16 protein-coding genes and 1 pseudogene are annotated in these 23,378 nt (G+C 62.2%); 9 read left to right on the forward strand and 8 right to left on the reverse strand.

Annotated elements, in window-relative coordinates:
- The first annotated feature begins 13 nt into the window (after positions 1 to 13).
- Together RCH15_RS14795 and RCH15_RS14800 are read left to right on the forward strand one after the other, a co-directional pair.
- On the forward strand, positions 14 to 1,294 hold the full coding sequence (locus RCH15_RS14795; RefSeq protein WP_326961439.1) for a Y-family DNA polymerase: 1,281 nt from the start codon (positions 14 to 16) through the stop codon (positions 1,292 to 1,294).
- A gap of 39 nt (positions 1,295 to 1,333) precedes the next feature.
- A complete protein-coding gene (locus RCH15_RS14800) occupies positions 1,334 to 1,651 on the forward strand; it encodes a hypothetical protein (RefSeq protein ID WP_326961424.1) in 318 nt (105 codons plus the stop codon).
- A gap of 169 nt (positions 1,652 to 1,820) precedes the next feature.
- Here RCH15_RS14800 and RCH15_RS14805 read toward each other — a convergent pair whose 3' ends face one another.
- The 3 genes from RCH15_RS14805 to RCH15_RS14815 form a co-directional block, all read right to left on the reverse strand.
- Positions 1,821 to 3,233: a DUF2130 domain-containing protein gene (locus tag RCH15_RS14805; protein WP_326961425.1), complete on the reverse strand. Its 1,413-nt coding sequence runs from the start codon at positions 3,231 to 3,233 to the stop codon at positions 1,821 to 1,823.
- Between the two features lie 445 nt (positions 3,234 to 3,678).
- A complete protein-coding gene (locus RCH15_RS14810; protein ID WP_326961426.1) occupies positions 3,679 to 4,320 on the reverse strand; it encodes a DUF4352 domain-containing protein in 642 nt (213 codons plus the stop codon).
- A 42-nt stretch (positions 4,321 to 4,362) separates the two neighbouring features.
- Complete coding sequence (locus tag RCH15_RS14815) at positions 4,363 to 5,022, reverse strand: hypothetical protein (protein WP_326961427.1); 660 nt, start codon at positions 5,020 to 5,022, stop codon at positions 4,363 to 4,365.
- A gap of 240 nt (positions 5,023 to 5,262) precedes the next feature.
- Here RCH15_RS14815 and RCH15_RS14820 point away from each other — a divergent pair, with 240 nt between their 5' ends.
- From RCH15_RS14820 to RCH15_RS14840, 5 genes and pseudogenes are all read left to right on the forward strand, one after another.
- The gene (locus RCH15_RS14820) at positions 5,263 to 7,344 is read left to right on the forward strand and encodes a hypothetical protein (protein WP_326961428.1); all 2,082 of its coding nucleotides are present in this window, start codon (positions 5,263 to 5,265) and stop codon (positions 7,342 to 7,344) included.
- A complete protein-coding gene (locus RCH15_RS14825) occupies positions 7,329 to 8,957 on the forward strand; it encodes a class I SAM-dependent DNA methyltransferase (RefSeq protein WP_326961429.1) in 1,629 nt (542 codons plus the stop codon). The genes RCH15_RS14820 and RCH15_RS14825 overlap by 16 nt, the downstream gene beginning before the upstream one ends.
- A complete protein-coding gene (locus tag RCH15_RS14830; protein WP_326961430.1) occupies positions 8,954 to 10,138 on the forward strand; it encodes a restriction endonuclease subunit S in 1,185 nt (394 codons plus the stop codon). Before RCH15_RS14825 ends, RCH15_RS14830 begins: the two co-directional genes overlap by 4 nt.
- A gap of 412 nt (positions 10,139 to 10,550) precedes the next feature.
- Positions 10,551 to 13,763 (forward strand): annotated as a pseudogene (locus RCH15_RS14835) (type I restriction endonuclease subunit R); the annotation flags it as partial.
- A 75-nt stretch (positions 13,764 to 13,838) separates the two neighbouring features.
- Positions 13,839 to 14,657 carry a hypothetical protein gene (locus tag RCH15_RS14840; protein WP_326961432.1) on the forward strand — a complete coding sequence of 273 codons (819 nt, stop codon included), beginning with the start codon at positions 13,839 to 13,841 and terminating at the stop codon, positions 14,655 to 14,657.
- 216 nt (positions 14,658 to 14,873) lie between these two features.
- Here the strand turns inward: RCH15_RS14840 and RCH15_RS14845 are convergent, their stop codons facing one another.
- The gene (locus tag RCH15_RS14845; protein WP_326961433.1) at positions 14,874 to 15,686 is read right to left on the reverse strand and encodes a hypothetical protein; all 813 of its coding nucleotides are present in this window, start codon (positions 15,684 to 15,686) and stop codon (positions 14,874 to 14,876) included.
- A 357-nt stretch (positions 15,687 to 16,043) separates the two neighbouring features.
- On the opposite strand from RCH15_RS14845, the gene RCH15_RS14850 reads away from it, so the two are divergent.
- On the forward strand, positions 16,044 to 16,895 hold the full coding sequence (locus tag RCH15_RS14850; protein ID WP_326961434.1) for a hypothetical protein: 852 nt from the start codon (positions 16,044 to 16,046) through the stop codon (positions 16,893 to 16,895).
- Here RCH15_RS14850 and RCH15_RS14855 read toward each other — a convergent pair.
- The gene (locus RCH15_RS14855; protein ID WP_326961435.1) at positions 16,892 to 17,344 is read right to left on the reverse strand and encodes a DUF488 domain-containing protein; all 453 of its coding nucleotides are present in this window, start codon (positions 17,342 to 17,344) and stop codon (positions 16,892 to 16,894) included. The two genes, RCH15_RS14850 and RCH15_RS14855, sit on opposite strands and share 4 nt — an antisense overlap.
- A 166-nt stretch (positions 17,345 to 17,510) precedes the next feature.
- Positions 17,511 to 18,476, reverse strand: coding sequence for a DUF3644 domain-containing protein (locus RCH15_RS14860; protein ID WP_326961440.1), 966 nt, complete (start codon positions 18,474 to 18,476; stop codon positions 17,511 to 17,513).
- Between the two features lie 583 nt (positions 18,477 to 19,059).
- Between RCH15_RS14860 and RCH15_RS14865 the strand changes: the two genes are divergently transcribed.
- A complete protein-coding gene (locus RCH15_RS14865; protein ID WP_326961436.1) occupies positions 19,060 to 20,016 on the forward strand; it encodes a hypothetical protein in 957 nt (318 codons plus the stop codon).
- A 703-nt stretch (positions 20,017 to 20,719) separates the two neighbouring features.
- Here the strand turns inward: RCH15_RS14865 and RCH15_RS14870 are convergent.
- Positions 20,720 to 21,961 carry a hypothetical protein gene (locus tag RCH15_RS14870; protein ID WP_326961437.1) on the reverse strand — a complete coding sequence of 414 codons (1,242 nt, stop codon included), beginning with the start codon at positions 21,959 to 21,961 and terminating at the stop codon, positions 20,720 to 20,722.
- A 219-nt stretch (positions 21,962 to 22,180) separates the two neighbouring features.
- The gene (locus RCH15_RS14875; RefSeq protein WP_326961438.1) at positions 22,181 to 22,993 is read right to left on the reverse strand and encodes a hypothetical protein; all 813 of its coding nucleotides are present in this window, start codon (positions 22,991 to 22,993) and stop codon (positions 22,181 to 22,183) included.
- Positions 22,994 to 23,378 lie beyond the last annotated feature (385 nt).

Here is a 23,378-nt window from a genome sequence, read left to right on the forward strand (position 1 = left end):
GAAACCGGCGGTGATGCGGCAGCTGCCGCAGATCGCGCACGTGGATGTGAACTGCTTCTACGCCTCGGCCGAACGGGCGTTCAACCCCGCCCTGGAGGGCCGGCCTGTCATCGTCCTGTCGAACAACGATGGCTGCGCGGTTACCCGCTCCCCCGAAGCCAAAGCCCTCGGTATCGCCATGGGTGAGCCGTGGTTCAAACTCGCACCGCGGGCCAGGGAATGGGGACTCGTTGCCCTCTCGAGTAACTACGAGCTCTACGGCGACATCAGCGCCCGCGTGATGGAGCTTCTGGGCCGGTACTCGGCCTGGCTTGAGGTCTACAGCATCGACGAGGCGTTCCTCGGCGTCAAAGGCACCCCCGATGAGCTCCTGGCCCTGGGCCGGGACATGAAAGCCGCCGTGCGGCGGAACGTCGGCGTGCCCGTCTGTGTGGGGATCGGACCGACAAAGACGCTGGCGAAGCTGGCGAACAAATGGGCGAAGAACAACCCCGTCTTCGACGGGGTCTGCCATTGGGACTCCGTTCCCGCCGCCGAAAGGGAAGGGCTGATGCGACGCCTGTCCGTGATCGAGGTCTGGGGTGTCGCCACGCGGTTGACCAAACGCCTCAACGCCCTGGGGATCCATTCCATCCTTGATCTGGCCCGGGCGGATCCGGTGATGATCCGGGACCGCTTCTCTGTGGTCATGATGCGCACCGTCCTGGAGCTGCAGGGCACCCCCTGCATCCCGATGGAGGAGGAACGGATTGGCCGGGACCAGCTCATCTTTTCCCGGTCTTTCGCCACCCCCATCACCACCGCCGCCGGGATCCGGCAGGTCATGAGCGTCTACGGCCAGCAAGCCTCGGCCCGGCTGGCCAAACACTGCCTCCAGGCCAAAGTCCTCACCGCGTTCGCCGGCACCTCCCACTTCAACCCGAACGACACCTCCTACCCCTCGGTGTGCGTGCCCCTGCCGATGCCCACCGCTGATCCGGTGCTGCTCACCAAGGCCGCGCACGCCCTCCTGCCCCGCATCGTGGAGGGCATCCGCTACGCCAGGGCCGGGATCATGGTCACCGACCTGCGACCCAGCGGCAACCAGGCACCCCTGTCCCTGTTCGAAAACCCGCACGAAGAACGCCACATCGGATCACTCCTGGAAGACGTGACCCGACGGTACGGGCGCGGCTCCATCGGTCTGGGCCACGGCGGAATCCGCGGCGGACCTGACTGGACCATGAAACGGGACATGCTCTCCCCCCGCTACACCACCCACTGGGACGAACTCCCCCTCGTCAAAGCCGCCTAAACCACCTGCACGACAGAACCACGAAAGAACCACCACCCCATGAGCACCATCACCGACACCGCCCCCAAGACCCACGACCTGCAGGTCCGGACCGACACTTCGGGCAAACCCCTCGCCATCCGCCACGACGGGCAAATTTGGCTTGTCGATCCCGACACCGATTCCCAGCACTGGTACGGACGGGACGCGTGGTGGGACACCAGGCGCACAGCCGCCGTAGGCAGCGGCGACATGGTCAGCATCGAATTCTGGCGGGTCCAGGTGCGCCTGGGTACTTCAGGCTCCGCCCTGAGGACGTTCACGCTGCGCCGGAACCCGCTCTCCACCCAGTGGCTGCTGGAAAACATCAGCGACTAGACCGGCAGCGACATTGAAACCCCAACCGATCAGCGATCCAACCTGGGCCGGCTTCCGGGCAGAATTCTCCCTGCCGCCCCTGGCGCAGGTGTGCCGCCGGCTCTCCGAACTCATGGAAGACCCCGAACCGGTCATGCGACAGCTCGTCCGCGTCTTCTTATCCGGCGCGTCAGTTGGCTTCCCACTCGGCCGTCTTAGCCTCCAGCTCCACGAACCTGGCGGCCATTGTCGCGTTGCCTCGTGTGAGCTTCCTAATTGTGAGGTCTTCGGCCTTGGCGTTCGCAAGCCGCAGGTTGTTGGCCGACTTGTGCAGGGCCTCTTTCGTCTTCTCCAAGTCTTTGATCGCTTCGTCGATGCGCTTGATCGCCTCCACGAAACCGTCGGAGGCGAGCCGCCAGTTGCGGCCGAACGCGTCCTTGAAGTCATCGATCTGCTGCTCGAAGTTCGTGATATCGAGGTTCTGCGCCTTAACCAGCGCGAGCTCGGTCTTGTACTTGAGCGAGTTCATCGCGGCGTTCCGCAGCAGCGCGATCAACTGGATGAAGAACTGTGGCCGGATGACGTACATTTTCGGATAGCGGTGAGAGACGTCAACGATCCCAGTGTTGTAGAGCTCGCTGTCGGGCTCGAGCAGAGAGACCAGCACGGCGTACTCGCACCCCTTCTCGGTGCGGTCTTTGTCCAGCTCCTTCAGGAAGTCTTCGTTCTTGTGCTTTGTCGCGGTGCCGTCGTTCTCGTTCTTCATCTCGAACATGACCGAGACAATCTCGGTACCAGCACTGTCGGAATCGCGGAATATGTAGTCGCCCTTGCTACCGGCCCGGGCATCATTGTCCTTCTCGAAATAGGAGAGCGGGAAGGCTGTGGCACGGATGCGGTTGAACTCGATCTCGCAGTGCTGTTCAAGAGTTTCACCGACCATCTTGGTCGACAGCTTCGCCTTCAGGTCCCGCAGACGCTCAATCTGTTCTTCACGGTCCTTGATCTGGGTTTCGTACTTGTCCTTCAGGGACGCCTCCCCGAGCTGCTTCGCAAGCTCGGCTCGTTCGAGACCACTCTTGAATTCGTCCCGCTCCTTTTCGACAGTGCTGACTGCCTCGGTGATCGCAAGTCTCTGCACGATCTCAATAGCCTCGAGCTTTGCCGTGAGCTCCTGGATCGCGGTGTCCTTCGTCGAGGCGGCCTTCTGAAGTTCGTTGACGAGCTTCGCTTCGGCCAGCTCCACCGATGACTGTTTCTCCAGCTTCGTCTGTTCGAGCTCGTTCACGAGCGCGTCGCGCTCCTTTTCGACGACACTAAGCGCCTCTGCTACAGCGAGCTTCTGTGTGACCTCACCGGCATCGAGCTTCGCCTTCAGCTCCTGGATCGCGGCATCCTTGTCCGCCGCAGTCTTCTGAAGTTCACTGGCGGCCTTCGTCTCCGCGAGTTCGAGGGTCGTGGCCTTGTCTTGCTCGGCCAGCTCGAGCCGCTCGTGGAGCTGCTGTTCGAACTCAGCATCGCGGATCTGCTTGACGATGTCGGCGTAGCCGGCCTCATCGATAGTGAATGTCTGTCCGCAGTGCGGGCACTTGATTTCATGCATAGCTGGAACCCCAATCAGGCTATGTCGGCCCCGAACGGCCGCACTTGTGTGCCCCTCTGGTCTTTCAGAGGGGAGAAGAATTCTCGAGATACGCCGGTCTCCGGCCTGGCGGCATACGAACCGACCGCCGGAGCGAACAGCGGCGTGCTGGGCTTGTTACGGCGCGGCGCCGAGTTGCCCGTAAGTCAGTGACCCCCAAACTATCCCCCCGGGTGGCGCCGCTGCGCCTTCCGTTCGCGCGGCCGGCGTCCTCCCGAGAGATGTCTAACAGTTGATGTACATGTCTGTCGAGAATTGAGAACTTGCTCCGCTACGCCCCCCGATGTGATGGGCAATCCTTTACCGGACACAAGCCGACGTTCGGCGCAGATATTGGTGATGTCTCGGGAGCTGCTGAAGGCTGAATGTCAGCTTGTCAAGCAAATCTTCAGCAGTCCCATCTGGTTTACCCGGGGATCTGGATCCGTGCGGCTTCCTGCATCAGCGGGGTGGAGATCATCACGGTCGAAGCACCGGGCGCAATATCGAAAGCAATGAATCCGCGAGTCTTGTCACCCGGCAGAACGTCACCGGAACCAAGCTGGTTGTCCGCGAAGAGGCTCAGATCGGCTTTGCGCCCATTAGCGTCCTTGGCCGAGAAGTAGAACGGGTTGGAGCTGGTCTTACCCGATTCTGTTTCCCAGAGGACGTCCAACAGCAAGTAGCTGCCGTTCTTCGCCGCGGTGGCGAATGCCGTCGTGGCAACAGCGTCCGTCCGCACGGCAGAGACGATCGTGATCTTCGCGATGTCGCCGTTGCCCATCTTGACGCTGAACGGTGTCCCAATCGACGGGCCGGCAGGGACAGTCGGTGCCGGCGCCGGCGCGGCAACTGCCGGAGCAGCAGTCGCTGCCGCTGCAGCGGACGACGGCGCCGCTGTGGGACCAATGTCGCTGGCCTTGGTGGCGCCGCCGGAGCAGGAGCCAAGGGCGATGCCGAGCACCAGGACGCCTGCCGGAATGAGGAAGCGCTTCTTCTTGAAGAACGGCCGGGGCTGGGGCGCAGCAATTGTAGCGACCAAGGGCTGTTCTGAGATCTCGTGGGACATGTGGTGCCTTTCTAGGGTGAATGAATGATGGGATGCGGGAAGTTACTGCTTTTCCCATTTGCCGCAACGGGTTGAATTGAAGTCCTGGCCAACCGAGAGGGCCACGACAGGGCGCCCTCCACCGGGAATGTCGTTTTCGATGATGTCGCCGCCGTTGCTGCCGCTCCGGTAGATGCCCCAGTAACAGGAAGACCCCACGGCTTCGACAGCGCGGTAGGTGCCGGGCTCGATATCGGATCCGACAGTCCATGTACCGTCCGCTACGGTGTTGGCCGCTTTGGCCTTCTCGGCGCCGGTGACAGCCTCCTCGCGGACCTTGACGGCGGCGTCCGCTGTCTTCACAGCAGCATCAGCTTTACCCACCTCGGCCTCCCGAGTAGTCACCTTGGCTTCACGGGCGGCGATGCCGTTCTGCAGCGTGTCGTACTTGGACTTCATCGAGGCGTAGCTGGACTCGGCCGCGTCCCTCTCGGACTCCACGGATGCTTTCTCCGCCGCCAGCGCCGCGTAGGCGTCGCTGGATTTCGGATCCGGCAGCGTGGTGCCGATGGCGGTGGCACCCGCCAGCAGGGCGACGACGGCGACGGCAGCGAAGATCCGTCGCTTCCGTGCCGGCTTTGCCTGGCCAGAAGGAGACTTCCCTTCGTGCAGCACGTCTTTGATGTGCGTTTCCGCTGGCTCGCTCGTCTCGGTGTTCAACATGTTCTCTTCCTCTGATCTCGGGTAGCTGCTGAGCGACGGCGGGATACCGGTCCCCCAATGCGTGGTTCCCCGCCGCCGCCGTCGCAGCTCCGGAGGATTCCCTGTCAGCTACAGAATCGAAACTACGGCGGCCCGGCCCGTGCAGTGTCGAAGGTTGCTGATAACCCCGGTTATCAGCACTTCCAAGGAGAGATGTGCCCGTCCGGTTAGGCTGGGGGTCGACGTCGTAAGGAGGCGGAAATGAATGAAGCAGATGCCCTGCGCATGACCCTTTCGGACGTGGCTGCCCTGGCGCAGGTCCAGCGCCCGGTCGTTTCCATGTGGCGCAAACGCAGCGCCGGGTCAGCTCATCCGTTTCCCGAGCCCGCAGCGCTGGAAGGCGGCCATGACCTTTTCGATGCCGACCAGGTCGCCGCCTGGCTGGCGGCCACGGGACGGGGGAACAACCCGGAAGCCGTGAGCGACGCCGCCGCTTTCGCCCGGGTGCCCGGCGCAGCAGCCGGCAGCGCCGAGGGAACCACGCTGGACGCTCTGACCGCCCTGCTGACGCTCAAGGCAATGACCGGCCACGCGCTGGGGACACTGAGCACAGCTGAACTGCTGGACCTGGCGGACGAATGCGACCCCGACGACGGGTTCCTCTATTCGGAGCTGGAGGCCAAGGGCGCGTCGCTCGCCTCCACGGCAGCGTTCGCGGACCGACTGGTGGACAGTGCCTACAACGCGCCTGCTGCTTTCGAGCAACTCTTGACGGCGCGGTTCCGGACGGGACAACGGGAACCCTTGGATACCGCCCTCACCGACTCTGCCGTGGGGCTGGTTGCCGCTGCTGCCGTCGAACTGGCCGCAAACCTGGGCGGGAACGCTGTCTTTGCCGACGCCACCCGCGGCGGCAGCGACCTCCTAATGGGCGTCGTGCACGCAGCCGGCGAGAGCTCCCCCGTCACCTTTCTGACAACGGACGACGACGGCGGCGCCGGCCGCCTGGTGCGTCGCCGCCTGCGGGTGCACGGCGTGGAGACCGGACAGACCCGTGTCGATCCCGGCGGCGAGTTCGCCGTCCACGGACCCGTAGTACACGTGGCGCAGTACCCGTCCCCCGGTGAATCCGACATGGACCCAGTGCAGATTCTCACGGCCGTGGAACACCTTCTCCTGCAGATGGACGATCAGCAGCGGGCTGTCATCATCGCCCCGGCACGGGTTCTCTGCGATCTGCCGCTGGACGGCGGCCCTGCAGGGCTCCGTGCGGGGCTGCTGCGGATCGGCCGGGTGCGCGCCATCGTGCGGTTGCCCCAGGGCCTGCTGCGTGCCAAGCCCCGCGAAGCCCAGGCACTCTGGGTGCTGGGACCGTCGTTCGCTGAGGTTCCCATTGCCGAGCGCTGGACCATGGTGGCGGACCTCAGCACCCAGGACCTCACAGAAGACGTGAAGCAGGACCTGGTCAGCGATGTCGTTTCCTCCATGGGAAACGGCGCCACGGTGCGCGCCCACTCCTTCCGCTTCGCCCGGCTGGTGCAAACCCGCCTGCTGCTGGCCAGCAGGAAGTCGTTGGTGGCAGCGCCATCCCACCGTTCGGCTCGGATTCCCGGTGGTGCCGAGGCAGCACTCCGAGTGGAGGAACTCGTGCGCCTGCTGCAATTCAGCGAATCGAGAGAATCGGCTGCCGTGAACGTCCTGCCCGCAGAGCCGAACGCGAAGGCAGCCCAGTCCGCCACGGTTCAGGAACTGATCGCCGCCGGCACGCTCAAGTACCTCAAGGGGAACCGGCTCGACGATGCGGACCTGGCTGCACAGGAGGGGACCCGGGTCGTGGGTCCGGCGGAGCTGCTTGACCCGCACAGCGCACCGCCCCGGTACATAGGCTTACTGGACCTGGCAGCCAACTATCCCGCGAGCCGGCTGACCCGGCCTGGCGACGTCATCTTCTGCACCAGTCCCCGGCCTGCGGCCATGGTGGACACGAACGGCGGTTCCGCCGTCGTATTCCCTGCCCGGGTGCTGCGGATCGATGCCGGTGACCCCGGTGGGCTGTTGCCCGACGTCGTTGCCTTCGACATCAACGGCCTTTCCGCAGCGGACAAGTCCTGGCGCCAGTGGCGCCTGCGCCGCACACCGGATGCCCAGCGGAAGAAGCTGGGCGAAGCTCTCGACCGGCTGCAACACGAGCAGCAACAGGCCCGAGAACGGCTCGCGCGCCTCGATGAACTCGCTACCCTGATTACGGACGGCGTAGCGGGCGGAAGCCTCACCCTGACAGACCCCAGCAGTAAGCTCGCCGCCTCACCAACCGAAGGAACCCAGCAATGCCCCCGAAATTGAAGGTGGACCTCGCCCCGTCCACCATGAAGGAACTCAAGGACACCCTCTGGAAAGCCGCGGACAAACTGCGCGGCTCCATGGATGCCTCCCAGTACAAGGACGTGATCCTCGGGCTGGTGTTCCTGAAGTACGTCTCGGACGCCTTCGAGGAACGCCGCGGCCAGATCCAGGCCGAGCTGGAGGCCGACGGGCTCAACGAGGAGCAGATCGCCCAGCTGATCGACGACGTCGACGAGTACACCGGCCGCGGCGTTTTCTGGGTCTCGGAACGTGCACGCTGGACTTACCTGGCTGAAAACGCCAAGGGCCTCCCGCCGTTGGACGGCGCCGAACCAAAGTCAATCGGCCAGCTCATCGATGAGGCCATGGACCTCGTCATGGCGGACAACAAGTCCCTCGCCGCCACCCTCCCCCGCATCTACAACCGGGACAACGTGGACCAGCGCCGCCTCGGTGAGCTGCTGGACCTCTTCAACTCGGCCCGGTTTACCGGCCAAGGCGCCAGCAAGGCCCGCGACCTGCTCGGAGAGGTCTACGAATACTTCCTGGAGAAATTCGCCAAGGCCGAGGGCAAGCGCGGCGGCGAGTTCTACACCCCCGCCGGCGTGGTCCGCGTCCTGGTCGAAGTACTGGAACCCCACCAGGGCCGGGTCTACGACCCCTGCTGCGGCTCCGGCGGCATGTTCGTCCAGGCCGAGAAGTTCCTGGCAGCCCACAACATGGAGGGCTCGGACATCTCCGTCTACGGCCAGGAGCTCAACGAGCGCACCTGGCGGATGGCCAAGATGAACCTCGCCATCCACGGCCTCAACGCCAACCTCGCCTCCCGCTGGGGCGACACCTTCGCCCGGGACCAGCACCCGGAACTGACCGGGACCCACGGCGCGGACTTCATCATGGCCAACCCGCCGTTCAACATCAAGGACTGGGCACGTTCCGAGTCCGACCCCCGCTGGAAGTACGGTGTCCCTCCTGCCGGCAACGCCAACTACGCCTGGATCCAGCACATCATTTCCAAGCTTGCCCCCGGCGGCAGCGCGGGCGTGGTCATGGCCAACGGTTCCATGTCGTCCAACTCCGGCGGCGAGGGCGAGATCCGCGCCCAGCTCGTCGAGGCGGACCTGGTCTCCTGCATGGTGGCCCTGCCCACCCAGCTGTTCCGCAGCACCGGCATCCCGGTCTGCACCTGGTTCTTCGCCAAGGACAAGGCGGCGGGCAAGAACGGCTCCGTGGACCGCACCGGGCAGGTGCTCTTCATCGACGCCCGCAACCTCGGCTACATGGTGGACCGCGCCGAGCGCGCGCTCTCCGACGAGGACATCGCCAAGATCGCAAACACCTATCACGCCTGGCGCGGGACAACGTCAGCAGTCGAGTCCGGCCTGACATACGACGACGAGGCAGGCTTCTGCTATTCGGCCAGTCTCGCGGAGGTCAAAGCTGCTGACTACGCGCTGACACCCGGACGATACGTCGGCGCTGCTGACGCGGAGGACGACGGCGAGCCGATCGAGGAGAAGATCGCGCGGCTGTCCAAGAAGTTGTACGAGCAGTTCGAGGAGTCGGAGCGGCTGGCGCAGGTTGTGCGTGAGCAGTTGGGGCGGGTCTCGTGACCTGGCCGTCGCTGGTTCTCGGTGATTCACTGGAATTCCTCATCGACAACCGCGGAAAGAACCCCGAATTCAGCGAACATGGCATTCCAGCCATTTCGGGCATGTCTGTGGGCAACGGTGTGCTCGATCTCTCGGCCGCCCGACGCGTTTCGCCGGACGTATGGAATAAGTGGATGCCCCACAAAACGCGTAGGCACGACGTGGTCCTCACCAGCGAGGCACCGCTCGGCCGCGTCGCGTTGGTCGAGTCGGATGAACCGCTGACTCTGGCGCAGCGCGTGTTCGGGCTCCGCGGCCGGGCTGGCGTTCTGGACAGTCGTTTCCTCTTCTATTCTTTCCAGACAACTCAAGTCCAGTCTGACCTTCAAGGTAGGGCTACAGGCACGACGGTTCTCGGAATTCGTCAGCCAGCCCTACTGAAAGTGCAAATTCCCGCGCCAAGGTATGACGAACAGCGTGCAATAGCGGAGGTACTGGGCGCCCTCGACGACAAGATCGCCGCCAACACCAAGCTCGCCGCAACGGCAGGGGGCCTTGCTGGACTGATGTATGACCGCTCTGCCGCCGGACTCGAGACCCGGCCCATGAGCGAGGTGTTAAGCCCCGTTTTGGGTGGAACGCCGCCAAGATCCCGCCCGGACTTCTGGACGGGGGATCAGCTTTGGGCTTCAGCGAAGGACATTACCGGCGCGGAGTTTGGAGTCGTACGTTCCACAGACGAGAAAATCACATATGCGGCGATCACCGGCACTAAGGCGAAGCCTTTGCCTGCTGGAAGCGTCATCCTCACGGCAAGAGGAACGGTCGGGGCGGTAGCCAGGCTGGCGGCGCCTGCGTCATTCAATCAGTCGTGCTATGGGTTCGTGCCGGGTGAAATACCATCTGGTGTCCTCTACTTCGCAATCACGCGAGCAATGCTGAGGGCCAAGGAAATTGCCCACGGCTCCGTCTTTGACACGATCACGATGAAGACTTTCGACCACTTGGAATTTCCGGCATTCGATTGTGAGGCACTGAAGTCAACTGAAGCCCGAGTTGCCCCGCTGCTCGAAAAGATCACCGCCGTCGTGGTCGAGAATTCATGCCTCTCCGGGCTCCGCGACGCTCTGCTCCCCCAGCTCATGTCCGGCAAGTTGCGGGTCAAGAACGCCGAGAACGTACTCGTGAACGCAGGCGTATGAAAGTCAACGAGGGCAAGACTCAGCCTGGGACGCGGAAGCGCGGCAGCGACTCTTCCTTCCCGGGCACTCCCGCGTCCAGATCCGTGACGGACTGGTGTCCCGAGCTGCTCGCTTCCCGTCACCGGTCAGGTCAGCACCGGCCGCTCGAAGACAATCTCCGCCACGAACCGGGAGTCGCATCACGCAAGGGCGGCCCCAACTCGCAATCTTGTGGCAGCGCGTCGCAGCGTTGGTGGGTCCACGTGAGGTCCTTGCGAAAGGGGCGCCCGGGACACTCGTTCTCATTGGCTGCGCGGGCCCGCAGAGGCAATCATGCAGGCGCCGATTTCACAATTGACTTGGTAACGTCAGCTCGTGCTCATCCTGCCCAGCATCAGCGAACTGTAAGCCGAACTTTCACACGACATTTAGCATGACATCCGGTCCATCAGGGGGAACCACCGTGACAGCAGCACCCGCAGTAGCCTTTTCCGAAGCCGACTGGGAGGGCATGGCGATAGACCTTTTGGCCGAGCCGCTCGGCTGGCGGTCAGCTACCGGGCAGGACATCGCGCCCGGCGGGTGCGAGCGGGATTCCTGGGACGAGTTGCTGATCCGGCCGCGGCTGCTCACGGCCTTGCAGCGGTTCAACCCGACGGTTCCGGCCCAGTACCTCCAGCAGGCTGTCGCGGAAATGGGCTCGCCCAAGTCCAACGATGCCATAACCGAGAACCACCGCATCCACAACTATCTCGTGGACGGCTACCGGCTCAGCTACATCGACTCGGACGGCAATGATGCCAACCCCACAATCCATTTGCTCAGCTCGGATCCGGACCAGAACGACTGGCTCGCGGTAAACCAGGTCACCCTCGTGCAGGGCGACTACAAACGCCGCTTCGACGTAGTGCTCTACTGCAACGGCATGCCGGTGAGCATCATCGAACTCAAGAAGGCCGGCAGCGCCACAGCCGACGTCGCCGCCGCCCACGCCCAGCTGCAGACCTACCTGCGCGAGTTCCCCATGGCGTTCCGCTTCTGCGTGTTCACGCTCGCCTCGGACGGGATCCAGGCCAAGTACGGCACACCGTTCACTCCCCTCAACCACTTCTCACCGTGGAACGTCGATGACGACGGCGAGCCGGTTGCCCCGGGGTTCATGGAAGACGGCCAAGCTGTGACGGCTTTGGAGACTTCGCTCCAGGGTCTCTACAACCAGGAGCGGTTCCTGCAGCTAATCCGCAACTTCACCGCCTTTGATGGAGGATCGGAAGGGCTCAGCAAGCGCATCGCGAAGCCGCACCAGTACTTTGCCGTGACCAAAGCCGTGGGCAGCACCGTCCAGGCTGTGGAAAGCAACGGCAAGGCCGGGGTTGTCTGGCACACGCAGGGTTCTGGCAAGTCCATGGAAATGGAGCTCTACGCCAACTTGGTGGCACGGCACCCCAAACTCAGGAACCCGACCGTTGTGGTCATCACGGACCGCAACGAACTCGACGGCCAGCTGTTCGAGGGCTTCGACCGCAGCCTGCTGCTGGCAGAGTCCCCCAAGCAGATCAAAAAACGCTCCGAGCTCCGAGCGGAACTGAGCAACCGCACCACCGGCGGCATCTACTTCACCACCCTGCAAAAGTTCGGCCGCAGCAAGTCGGAGAAAGACGCGGGCGCCGAGCACCCACTACTTTCCGAGCGGCGCAACATCATCGTGGTGGTGGACGAGGCCCACCGTTCCCACTACGACGACCTGGACGGCTACGCCCGGCACCTCCGCGACGCGCTGCCGCACGCCACGCTGATCGCCTTCACCGGCACGCCGATCTCCTTCGATGACCGCAACACCCAGGATGTGTTCGGTGAGTACATTGACGTCTACGACCTCTCCCGGGCGGTGGAGGACGGCGCCACGGTTCCGGTGTACTTCGAACCGCGGCTGATCAAGGTGGGTCTGGCCGCCGACCTTACCGAGGAGATTCTGGACCAGGCAGCCGACGAAGCCACGCTGGGGCTGGACGACACCGAGCGGGCGCGCATCGAGGCGAGCGTCGCCGTCGTGAATGCCGTATACGGTGCGCCGACGCGGATCGCGGCGCTGGCCGCGGACCTGGTGGCGCACTGGGAGAACCGCAGCGCCAGGATGGGCAAATTCATTGAGGCGCCAGGCAAGGCGATGATCGTAGGCGGCACGCGGGAAATCTGCGCGAAGCTGTACACGGCGATCGTGGAGCTGCGGCCCGCGTGGCATTCCGACGACCTCGCCAAGGGCAAGATCAAGGTGGTCTACTCCGGGACCGCGTCCGATGTGCCGCCGGTCTCCGACCACGTTCGCCGCGACTCCCTGAATGCGACCGTGAAGGAACGGCTCAAGGACGTGGACGACGAGCTGGAACTGGTAATTGTCAAGGACATGATGCTCACCGGCTACGACTCCCCGCCGCTGCACACCCTGTACCTGGACCGGCCGCTCAAAGGCGCGCTGCTGATGCAGACCCTGGCGCGTGTGAACCGCACCTTCCGCGGCAAGGAGGACGGGCTGCTGGTCGCATACGCGCCGCTGGCGGAGAACCTGGCCAAGGCGCTGGGCGAGTACACGCAGTCCGACCGGAGGAACAAGCCGGTAGGTAGGAACATCGATGAGGCCGTTGGCGTGACGCTTTCGCTGGTGGACTCCCTGCGGGAGTTGCTTGCAGGGTACGCCTGGAAGGACGTGCTGCTGAAGAGCGGGCCAAAGGCGTTCCTGAACGCCGTCACCGGTGCAGTGAGTTACCTGCGGAGCCCTGGCACGCCCGGCAACCAGCCTGCTGAGGGCGAGGAGTCGCGGGCCGCGAAGTACCGCAGGTTCTCCAGCCAGTTGTCCCGGGCGTGGGCTTTGTGTTCAGGGTCCGAGACGCTGGCCGAGCTGCGGCCCGAGATTCAGGTGTACGAGGAGATCCGCGTTTGGATGGCAAAGTATGACGCGGCAGATCGGCAGGCCAGCGGCGAGCCGGTGCCGGAGGAAATCCAGCGGTTGTTGGGAGAGCTGATTGCCTCCGCAACTTCCTCCGGTGACGTGCTGGATATCTACGAGGCGGCGGGCATGCCCAAGCCGTCGCTGGATGACCTGACGCCGGAATTCATCGCCAAGACCCAGCAGGCGCGAAATCCGCAGCTGGCCATCGAGGCGCTACGGAAGCTAATCGCTGACGAGTCCGCCAAGACGACACGGAATAACGTGATCCGCCAGCGGGCGTTTTCCGAGCGGATCAGCGAACTGATGAAAAAATACACAAACCAGCAGCTCACGTCCGCGGAAGTGATAGCGGAGCTGGTGGAACTGGCCCGCGAAGTGGCGGCCGAGGGGCAGCGCGGTGCCCATTTCACTCCCCCACTGAACTCCGATGAGCTGGCGTTTTACGACGCGGTGGCCCAGAACGAATCCGCGGTTGTGGTCCAGGGAGAAGGGAAGCTAGCCGAGATCGCTCGGCAGCTCGTTGGCGTCATGCAGCGCGATGTGCGCACGGACTGGACGGTTCGGGACGATGTCCGGGCGAAACTTCGCTCATCCATCAAACGGCTTCTGGTGATCAACGGTTATCCACCGGACAAGCAGCCGGAGGCAATCAAGCTGGTCATGGAACAAATGGAATCGATGGCGCCGCGGTTCGCGGAGGCAAGGCTCAGGGTGCCGAGCGAGGCGGGCCTAGCGGCATCGGCTTCGACGCTGCCTTTCGCGAAGGGCTAGGACATGCTGATCAAGCCCGTGTCGCTCCCCCGGGACCTAGATCTATTGGACACCCCTGCGGCCTACATTCGCCGATCCGATGTCCATCTGCTCACTGCCAGGCGGAACGCCTGGCACAGCACGACGCTTAAGCGTTACAGCACCACCGCGCCGGCTTTCTCCACAGTAACGTCGGCACGCGAATCAGCGGAGCTGCGAAGGAGTCCCGGGACCTACTTTGTGATTGACGAAAAACCGTCGCTGGTTTTCGATCTTGCCGGGCTTAGCCTAGTTGTGATCCACCTCAATGCTTCTCCACGGTTCAGGTCCTGGAAGATGCCAGCGGGAATGACCGCCCGTGATTCCCCAATCACCGGACTTGAGGTCTTCAACATGTTTGCTGGCAGTAATTACAGGCAACCAACGTCAGGTTGGCGGATTTCCGACGGAAAACCCGACGTCATCCTTGGTATCGCGGAAAGCGCCGCATTGGCGACTGCCGATGACCAGAGACAGATTCAGGTGAGGCGCTCATCAATTAAGTCCGGCGGAAGGATGACTTTCAACATTGAGCAAAGGACTGACGCCAATGCTGCGCATTTGGAACGAATAATCGAAGACCTGGGTCACCTGACTCATCAGAGATATCCCGTACACGAAATCCACCAGTGGGGCGGCGAGTACTTCTGCGAAAAGGACACCAGGGAGCTCTATTACTCAGAACCGCAGCGCCTGAGCGACTATGGATTTCCGGTCAGACTCACCGCAGCCCCCGACCCTTCGACGTTCTGCTCGGTTTGCTTCCGCTGGTTTAACGGCGCACGCCCCGATGATGTCGGGTAACACTCTGTCTGCGACGCCCAGCAACCCCTGGCGTCCAGGTGAGCGAACTCCTACACGTTCGGCTTGTCGTTTTGCTGCGCAAGCCCGAAGGGCGCTGATCAACTCCGAACCAGCCTCCCAGAGCAGTTGCCCAGGGACAACCTTGTCGCACCCAATGGCCTGCACGCGCCAGCTGGACTCGTGGCTTAGGTCAGCTCTGACGGTTCGGCTTTTCCTCTAGGCCCCGACAACCTCCAGGTCGATGACTTCGGCGATGATGATCTCGGCCTCTTCGGTCCGGTGTCCTGGTTTGGTCAGCTCCAGGCTGGCGAGGTGCTTTTGCAGCCGTTTGGACATGGGGAGGAATGTGCCCAGGGTGAGGCCTCCGGAGAGAAATGCACCGACGATGGGGATGGCCTTCGCGACCCCGTTGGCGAAGATTTGTTTGGTCATGTTTTTACCGAGATGGCCGGCGACCTTTTTCACGATCGGATAGATGAGCCCTTTAGTGAGTGCCTTCTGCGGTAGTTTCTTAACCACATTGGCGGCGATCATGTTCGCGACTTTTGCCACTCCACCTTGGGCGATCTGCACGCCGAACATCACACCCACGAACAGGGTCAGCATGCTCTCGGTTGCTTCATCGATTTCTTCGCCATTATCGGCGAACAGATCAGGCCAGCTGTAGATGTAGGCAAGCTTCTGGGCAATTCGAAGCATGTGGCCCATGTACTGCGCCAGATCGGCCGGGACAGTGCCGATCATTGCCCAGCCGCCGGGCATACCTGCGAGGGCCGAGAGACTGGTGACCTTGCTTGTCTCATAAGCGATAGAGGTGTTTGCTACCTCAGCGATGACCTTGAGTGGGATACCCGCTGCCGCTGGGCTGTCGGCGATTGCCCTCTTAATTTGTTCCTCGGTGCAGTGGCGCTTAAGTGCTGTTCGGAGGTAGGTGGCTCTATTGATCCTCACACCCGGCAGCTTCGCCGCAGAGTCCAGGACCTGGGTGAAATTCGATCCAGGGTTATCAATCTCTTTGGTTTCGGTCATTGGTAGATCGTATAGGCGGGCTCCGACCTACACCCGTATTTGCGAGCCGTAAATGCTGCACACCGCGTTCGTCCCACTTTTTTTGGGACCGGGACACGTTGTTCCTCACGCCTCATCGAACGAAAGCCGCAGTCCAGCGCCCGCTCTGGGAATACCAGCAATGAGACCTTCTCGGAAACGAAGAATTCCGAGAACGACGTTAATCGAGAGTCGAAGGCGTTCCAGCCCGTCAGGTGAAGCGCCTCGGTAACAGTTCTCGAAACCACATAGGCGATCTAGGTCCGCGAATCGGGTTTTGAGAATCGAAGAGTTCTCCATCGTTCTGTGCATAATTATCGAAACGACTGGGGGACTAAAATGTTCGATCTTTTGCCGCTCGATGGAGACGGACGCAGCTGCTATCCGAAGGACCCCGACAGTCGCTGGGAGAGCGCGGAGGTTCTTGTCGTGGTGAAGGCTGCTCCCCAGCCCTCTGCAGCCTATGGCGACACCGTCTGCGTGGCGGGCATCCGAATGAGGGAGAGCGGCCCGGAGTGGATACGTCTCTACCCCATTCCGTTCCGCTCAATGGAGGAGTATTTCCAATTCACAAAATACGACTTGATCCGGCTGCAGGTGAAACCGGCGTCAAAGGATCCGAGAAGCGAAAGCTACATTCCAGACCGTTCCACGATAGAAGCTGTCGCCCATTTGGATCCTTGGAAACCGCGTCATCGTTATGTATCGCCGCTTTCGTCACAATGGAGCATGTGCGGAATACTCAAGGCGCAGAGGGCCGGCAAGGAGTTCCCGTCGCTTGCGGTGATACGCCCCCGTGAGGTTCGAGACTTCAAGCTAACCCTTCACCCAGGCTGGACTCCGGAGCAGGCACAAAAGCTGAAAGTGAACCTTGGCCAGGAAGATTTATTTGGAGATGCTCCCAAAGTGCAGCTGCTGGAGGCACCTCGGTTCGAAGGAAAATATTCCTACCTCTGTGAAGACAAGACTTGCAAGGGGCACGTCCAGGGATTGCTCGACTGGGAGCTTGTCGCGCTCGAGCGACGGCTGAAGGACCGCGAAGACGCCACTGCCATGTTCGAGATCCGCAAGAAATTCTTCACGGAGATGTGTTCTCCCGATCGTCGCCCGCTGTTTTTCGTCGGAAATCAGTTGAAGCACCCCCTAGCGTTCAGCGTCATAGGGGTCTACAGATCCCAGTCGCAGAACTAAGTGCGAGACAGAGCTGAAGCCTCGGCCGAAACGGCCTCAAGCACCAGTCGACGATGGCAGCAAGCCTCCGATGCCTCAAAGCACAGAAGGGCCACATGTTCGGTCGCCGCGAGCTGGGCCAGATAGTGGATCGCAGCGTGAGCTGAGTCAGCGCGCAGCAACTTTCGATACTTTTCATGGGCAGACACCGCGGCATTCGTACCAGGGGCCCAGAACCCGTCACGGTTATCTTTGGGATTGCCGAGGACGGGAAGATGCTCGTAACGAATGCCGGCCTCAGCCAAGGCAGACGAAAGTGCGGTCTTGGAGAACCCCTTTTTCCGAGAGATGGCATTCAGGCGAACGTCTACGAGTACGTCAACCTTCCACGGCTGAAGATGGTGAATGAACGACGAAATATCGTGGCCCTCGTAGCCCACACCGATAATCCCGCTAGTCTCCGTCCACATCACCCCATTCTTTCATGGGTTGAGTCGATAACTTCTTGGTCTGCGTCGTACGCCGCCGGTTGCTCTCTGCCCTGGCGACCGGGGTCGCCGTAGGAGCGGGTTTCTTCGTACAAGCTCCTCGCTATACGCACGGACTGCGAGCCGACAGTCTTACCTAGGCGCAGCTTTAAGCCCTCTCGCGATACTCAGCTCGGCACTTGTCGTAATAGTCATCATCGAGTGATGCTAGGAAATGGACGGCGTCGCCGGACCAAACGTGGCTTGCCGCGTTGCTGTGCTTCCACGCGTATTTCGCCTCGTCTTTCAGGTTTTCTTTCCAGCACACGGCTTGATAGTCGTAGCTATTCAGGAGACGCCCTTCACGTCGGTCGTTGACCCTTACCAGTAGCTCTTTCATGTTGTAGGGGTGAGTCTTGTTGGGGTCGGTCTTCCGCACCACAACTTGCCCGTCTCCCGTCGGAGAGATGGCAACGACAAGGTCCGCACTCGTCATTTTCTTCACGGACTGCATGTTGATGTCGTAGATCGTGGCAACGCGCGACATTTCACTGCCCGCCGCCTCTGCGTCGTCCATGTAACCTCGCAGCGCTTCGATGAACTGCCGCACTTCGGTAACCATGGTTGCATTGCCGTCCGTGCGCATGAACCTCACGGCGTCCGCCGGCGCTGTCGCTCCAAGCGGCAGGAGCTGCCATGTCATGGAATCAGCAAGATCCTTGTTGAACTTGGCCAGCATGAAGTCCCGGTAGTTAAGGACATTTTGTTGCAGAAATGGGTAGATGATCGCCCCCAGACCTTGGGCGTTGTAGAGATGAATGGCGCGATCCCGGTACTCCGAGAGGGCCTTCACGTTTGCTACTACAGCTGGACCATCAATGTGGGCGGGCCAGAGATTTTGTGCGGAGACTCTTCCAAGGCAATCGTCGAGGGTGAGCGATCGGTACTGATCGCCTCGATTCTTGGGATAGAAGATCGTTTTACCGTTCTTCCGCAAGGTTGCCTTCAGCGCGAGTTCCCAGGCATTCACCACAAGCATCACGGTGACTTCATCCCTGTATGTCATCCGCGGCTTGTTGTAGACCTCGACTGCGCCCAGGATTGCAGACAGCGAGTTATCAACCAACCGCCTCATAGATACATACGGCGCACCCATTCGATCTACCTCCAGCATTCGACGCTGGATGAGATCCTGCGCTGTGATTGTCCTCCACCTCGGGACACTATTCCCACAGGCTACCTGCGCCAACGGCGTGGAAGATGAGACCTCAACGTGTCGAGGTCACGTGGCTGGCACGGAGCGTTGAATGGTGCTGTTGACCGTAGAGCGAGCGATGTCGAACAGTCGCACTTCGGGACTTGCGGCTATCGATATAGGGTCGCTGACGGTATCCGGTGAAGGATCGCCAGTCGGGCACGATCGCCGACCGATCTCAGAGCGCCATCCGGCATCTCTGGGCAGGTATGGTTCTCGAATGGCTAGCTGGTAGCCGGATCGATTCATCTCCGACTGATCGGATCTGTCCAAAATTGCGAAGCTATTGGCTCTGCCCCTTCGGTCCACGAGCAGATCGTGGCTGAAGGCGTCGGGCCGCCAACGGTTGAATTGATCGGGTGAACGTGAGCGAGAGGACGTCAGAATGAGCTCGCCGAGTTCGAAAGCACGCCGCGCGGCGCAAGCAGCGAAAGTGACTGCCCGCAGCGCGCAGAGTTCCGGCATGATCAAGTGCTACGTGGAGTACTTCGATCACCCTGACGGAACACCCGACCTCTGCCTTCGTGAAAAGTTGACCCGGCGGACGGTGCGTGTTCTGACTGCCGAACCGATGCTTCAACCGTTAGCGCCGTTGTCGAATCTGCTGCAGGACTGCTATGCCCACGGCGGGGGGCTTATCGAGCCCCGGAACCGCAAGGAGCACGTCGCCATCTCCGCACCAATCGTCATGCAGAACGCGCAAGAGATCGCGGTGCAGCTCGATGGCAAGTTCTCGGTGATAGTTAACATCCTGCCCGCGCGAATTACCTCACCGCCTGTCTCCGTTTGGTGCTACATCGAGGAGTACCCCGGCGGGAATGGGAGTCTCGGCCTCCGACTCCGGGAGAAGGTGACCGGCCGCAAGGTCGAGATGTATGGCAAGACTAAGGAGCACTTGACCGAATTCCTTGCCAGCCCTATCTTCACTGGCGCGTATAGGCACATGCCGAACCTCTATGAGAAGGACGGATACCAGGACTACGTGCTGGTCTCTGGTGGGACTGCCGTGGACTCGTATGACGTGCTCCTCTTCCAAGGCGACGCCCAGCTCTCATACCTGCTCGGACCGACCCCGGACACCGCGTACCGGGATGCGTTCCGTGCTCTGGAAGAGGAATCTCCGGTCGCGGCGCACTCACGTACGGCCGTAACTCATTTCGAGGGTGGCCGATACCGCGAGGCCGTGCTCGCCGCACGTCTCGCGGTCGAGATGGCCAGCGGCGGAGGTGGTACAGACGTGAAGCGTCGTCTCATTGGGGCACCCCAGGATGTTTCGACAGCTGGCGACGCCCTTTATACGAAGCGGCATGTTGCGGTCCATGAGGGCGGCACAAGAGTCGAACAGCAGGACGCCCTAGAAGCGATCCGCGCGATGAAGCTCCTCCTTGACTACCTGGAGCTGCAGGGCGGCCCATCGTGACTGTCGAGGCAGCGGCTCGTGCGCCTCGCAAGCAACCACCGACAGAACATAGGCGCTGATTGCCGGCTTGAATCGCGTCGGGGCCGTGCCCGAGCTCCCTCTGAGGTTTCCGCCGGCATCCCGAATCGCCATGTCGCCCCGCAGGCTGATCCACCTACGGCACACAATCGCCAAGTCATGGACGGCCATGGGGGAAGTCTGCGGCCGGCGTCGCTCCCTGGCCATGCGGCGCTCAGCTAGCCTTTAGATAAGGCTTACTGACGGCCTCAATTCGAGCCTTCCCACCCCTTTCCTGCTGCGTCTACGCATGTAAAAAGACATGGACCCCCGTAAGAGGCCCCAGCGCCCAAAACGCCCGCTCTCCGCTCGTGCCCTAGAGGCATTCGTAATCGCAGCATCGGCTGCGGCTGGAAAGATCGGAGTCGATTTGCTCTTTGACTGTCTAGAAGCACTCCTCCAGCTTCCACACCGCTAGACCAGCCTCCGGATCCCTGACGCGACGGCCGTAGGGTGTTCCACTTCCTTGGATCCAGGATGACCCCGGTGGGACACTCCCCCGCCGACCGCACACGGCAGCCCGCCGCGTAACTTGGCCGTCCCGTATGTTGTCCCACAACCCCCGCCACAATCACCATCACAGGAGCAATCTTCGGTACGGTGCGGGCGACACGGTCTTGCGCCGGCGCTGACCGGGCCCGGCTCGTCAGCCCACGCGGATGCCATTGTCAGCCAGGACCTCGCGGGCACGGCCCATCTGGCGGTCGGTGGAGAAGGCGTACCACTGCTCGCTAAGGTTCTCGCCGTGGACGAGGTCGCGGAACCGGACGAAGGCACCTTTGCCTTCGATCGCCCGCTCCAGCCGCTCCCGGAGGGCCTCATCGCGCTGCCGCTCGGCGAAGACCGCCATGTCCCGCCAGCCGTCCCGCGAACCAGTGCAGTTGAGCCGAAGCCAACGCTCCGGTTCCTCCTCCACGTCGATGGCGGCGCCCTCCCCGACCATCATCGGGTCAGTGGCACTATCGTCGTACACCTGCCCGGTACGCAGGTCGAGATAGCCACCGGTCGACAGCTCGGGATCCCCTTCCAGCACGGTGCTGAGCATGTCCAGGTCTACCGGCACCACCCGGCCCGCCAGCGGGTCGCGGCGCAGACGTGCCAGCAGGTCCTCGGCCAGCAGCCGGTCACCAGGGCCGTCGCGCCAAGTCAGCCGGTTGATAACCGACACTGCCACCGGCTCGGCGTCCCGGCCTCTCTGCTCCAGCGCCATCGCTATGCCCGCCCCCACCTGTTGCAGAGCATCATCGATGTGCCGTCCCGTCACCGCCGCGAGGAACCGGGCCGCATCTGCTGCCGCGATCGCTTCACGCAGCTCGGACAGGTCGAGCCCCGGCACCTGCACCTCTGCGGGCCACGCGTGCAGCAGCATCGGGTGCAGCCGGCCCGGTCTCCCCGGAACCCGGCTCTCCCCATCGTCAGCAGCCCACCGGCGCCCGTACTGGTCCGGAATGCTCCCCCAGCCCCAGTAAGGCAAGGGGGCATCAGGACGGACACCCAATACCTCCAGCGGGTCGACCTTCACCTCCCCGACCACACACCGGTGCATCCAGGCGTCACCGAGGTCGAACGTGAACTGAAACTCAGCCCCCGGCTCCAGCGTCCGGGCGACCTTGGCAGCAGCGATGTCGATTGGTGCGATGATCGGCCCGCGGATCGACGAGGCCATTTCGGCTCCCGTCTCTTCGTCAGTGATTACCCGGCCGTTGGCCAGGGTGAACACTGACAGGTGCGAGCGGTCCCACCGGGCGAAAGCATTGTTGATGGCGTCGGCGAGATCCATGAAGGTGTGCGACGGTCCCACGGCGAAGATGCGCCCGGGCCACGGCCACAGCTCCTCACCACGACCACCGAGCAGCTCCACCGTCACCGACAACCAGGTTCGTGCCATATCCCAAGGATGGCACGCGCCGCGGCGCCGGCGTAGCCGCGTTCCGGCAGGGCCCAGGCGCCAGCATCCCGCGGAGGGCGCTGTTCGGCGGGACGGATGAGCGAAAACTTTTGCACGCGCGTGAATGCGATGAAGTGCCTGCGATCCGGCTCTGTAGCAGCTCCGTGCTATCCCGTTGGAGAATCCCTCACTGGAATCTCGTGACGCCGCTCGTCTTGCTCAAGCGGCGCCAATCACGGCGTCCGCCAGACCCGCCACACCGTCGGGGAATGACGCGTAAGAGTTCCCGTCGATACGCTCGAGCTGCGCACGATCCGAACGAATCGCGTCTATGCCAATGGGTGTGTAGCTAAGCGCTCTGTGATAAATGATTGCGCCAAGCAGGCTCGGTATCGCTGCGATTGTGTCGTCTCCCGCCGCGACTGGAGCTATCTGGCTCACCAACCCCGCTCTCTCGAGGCCGTGCACCGCTGCCGCCCAGGACGGTGACGCGACCGACTCGAGTTGCATCGCATCTGCAAACGATGACTTCGAGGCGCGTACCGCGAGTTGCCGAAGGCCCTCGTCTCCGCCGTTGAACCGAGGAGCCTGAACTGCTCCAAATGATCCCTCGTAGGCGCGGTAGATCAGGAAATGAAGTCTGACTTGCGAAGCCGTCAGGCCCGACACGACGCGTGAGTAGAAGAGACCCTCATCAGACTCGCTCTTCTCCCCAACAAGTAGTCCCGCGAAGTACTCCTGATGTAAGTCGTCATCCACCCACGATGCATTCTCTATGAGGTCCACCGCTAGGCGCGGGTGGACGGCTCTCGGAGAGCCATCGTCGATGTCGGCTTGAGAGTCTCGACGCGCGCTGACCTTTTCACCTATCCGAAGGAGGTTACTCATGCGGTATTCGGTCCACTGACCGAATGCGTTTCCGACCGCTTTGATCGACGGGCCAAGCGTCCAGTAAAGGCCTAAAGCGCCAGCGCCTGCAAATGCGCCGAACAGCCCGAGGCCTGTCAGGTCGGGAATCTCGAGCTCACTCATACACCTGACTCTAGTGGGCCGACCCGGCACACTTCGATTCCTAACCTGCCGCTTGCCCTTAAGCCGGTTCTATTTCGAAGCTTCACTCAGTTTGACCAAGGGGCCCCATAAAACTTCGACTCTGAAGTCATCCCATTCTGCATATCCCGTGCCGTTCTCATGGATAAGGCCACGGACTTTCGTCACTACACGTGATGGTGCATCAAGCCGCGTTAATACACATTCCGCATCATCTGCTGTTGCGCCCCCTGACCAAACGGCTATACTGATTGGGCCCCCGTTAGCAGTCCGGAGTCTATGCGATAGCTAATTGGTTTTCTTGCGTCCAGTTTTCCCAGTAGCGGTTCGGCGTCATGCCGTCCAGGGATCCGTGGGGCCGTTCATG

This window comes from Arthrobacter sp. MP_M4 (assembly GCF_035984855.1).
Classification (GTDB): domain Bacteria; phylum Actinomycetota; class Actinomycetes; order Actinomycetales; family Micrococcaceae; genus Arthrobacter.

What these genes read in the sequence shown, in the direction of transcription:
- RCH15_RS14795 (WP_326961439.1), top strand. Translation starts at nt 14, where the DNA reads ATGCGGCAGCTGCCGCAGATCGCGCACGTGGATGTGAACTGCTTCTAC.
- RCH15_RS14800 (WP_326961424.1), top strand. Translation starts at nt 1,334, where the DNA reads ATGAGCACCATCACCGACACCGCCCCCAAGACCCACGACCTGCAGGTC.
- RCH15_RS14805 (WP_326961425.1), bottom strand. Translation starts at nt 3,233, where the DNA reads ATGCATGAAATCAAGTGCCCGCACTGCGGACAGACATTCACTATCGAT.
- RCH15_RS14810 (WP_326961426.1), bottom strand. Translation starts at nt 4,320, where the DNA reads ATGTCCCACGAGATCTCAGAACAGCCCTTGGTCGCTACAATTGCTGCG.
- RCH15_RS14815 (WP_326961427.1), bottom strand. Translation starts at nt 5,022, where the DNA reads ATGTTGAACACCGAGACGAGCGAGCCAGCGGAAACGCACATCAAAGAC.
- RCH15_RS14820 (WP_326961428.1), top strand. Translation starts at nt 5,263, where the DNA reads ATGAATGAAGCAGATGCCCTGCGCATGACCCTTTCGGACGTGGCTGCC.
- RCH15_RS14825 (WP_326961429.1), top strand. Translation starts at nt 7,329, where the DNA reads ATGCCCCCGAAATTGAAGGTGGACCTCGCCCCGTCCACCATGAAGGAA.
- RCH15_RS14840 (WP_326961432.1), top strand. Translation starts at nt 13,839, where the DNA reads ATGCTGATCAAGCCCGTGTCGCTCCCCCGGGACCTAGATCTATTGGAC.
- RCH15_RS14845 (WP_326961433.1), bottom strand. Translation starts at nt 15,686, where the DNA reads ATGACCGAAACCAAAGAGATTGATAACCCTGGATCGAATTTCACCCAG.
- RCH15_RS14850 (WP_326961434.1), top strand. Translation starts at nt 16,044, where the DNA reads ATGTTCGATCTTTTGCCGCTCGATGGAGACGGACGCAGCTGCTATCCG.
- RCH15_RS14855 (WP_326961435.1), bottom strand. Translation starts at nt 17,344, where the DNA reads ATGTGGACGGAGACTAGCGGGATTATCGGTGTGGGCTACGAGGGCCAC.
- RCH15_RS14860 (WP_326961440.1), bottom strand. Translation starts at nt 18,476, where the DNA reads ATGAGGCGGTTGGTTGATAACTCGCTGTCTGCAATCCTGGGCGCAGTC.
- RCH15_RS14865 (WP_326961436.1), top strand. Translation starts at nt 19,060, where the DNA reads ATGATCAAGTGCTACGTGGAGTACTTCGATCACCCTGACGGAACACCC.
- RCH15_RS14870 (WP_326961437.1), bottom strand. Translation starts at nt 21,961, where the DNA reads ATGGCACGAACCTGGTTGTCGGTGACGGTGGAGCTGCTCGGTGGTCGT.
- RCH15_RS14875 (WP_326961438.1), bottom strand. Translation starts at nt 22,993, where the DNA reads ATGAGTGAGCTCGAGATTCCCGACCTGACAGGCCTCGGGCTGTTCGGC.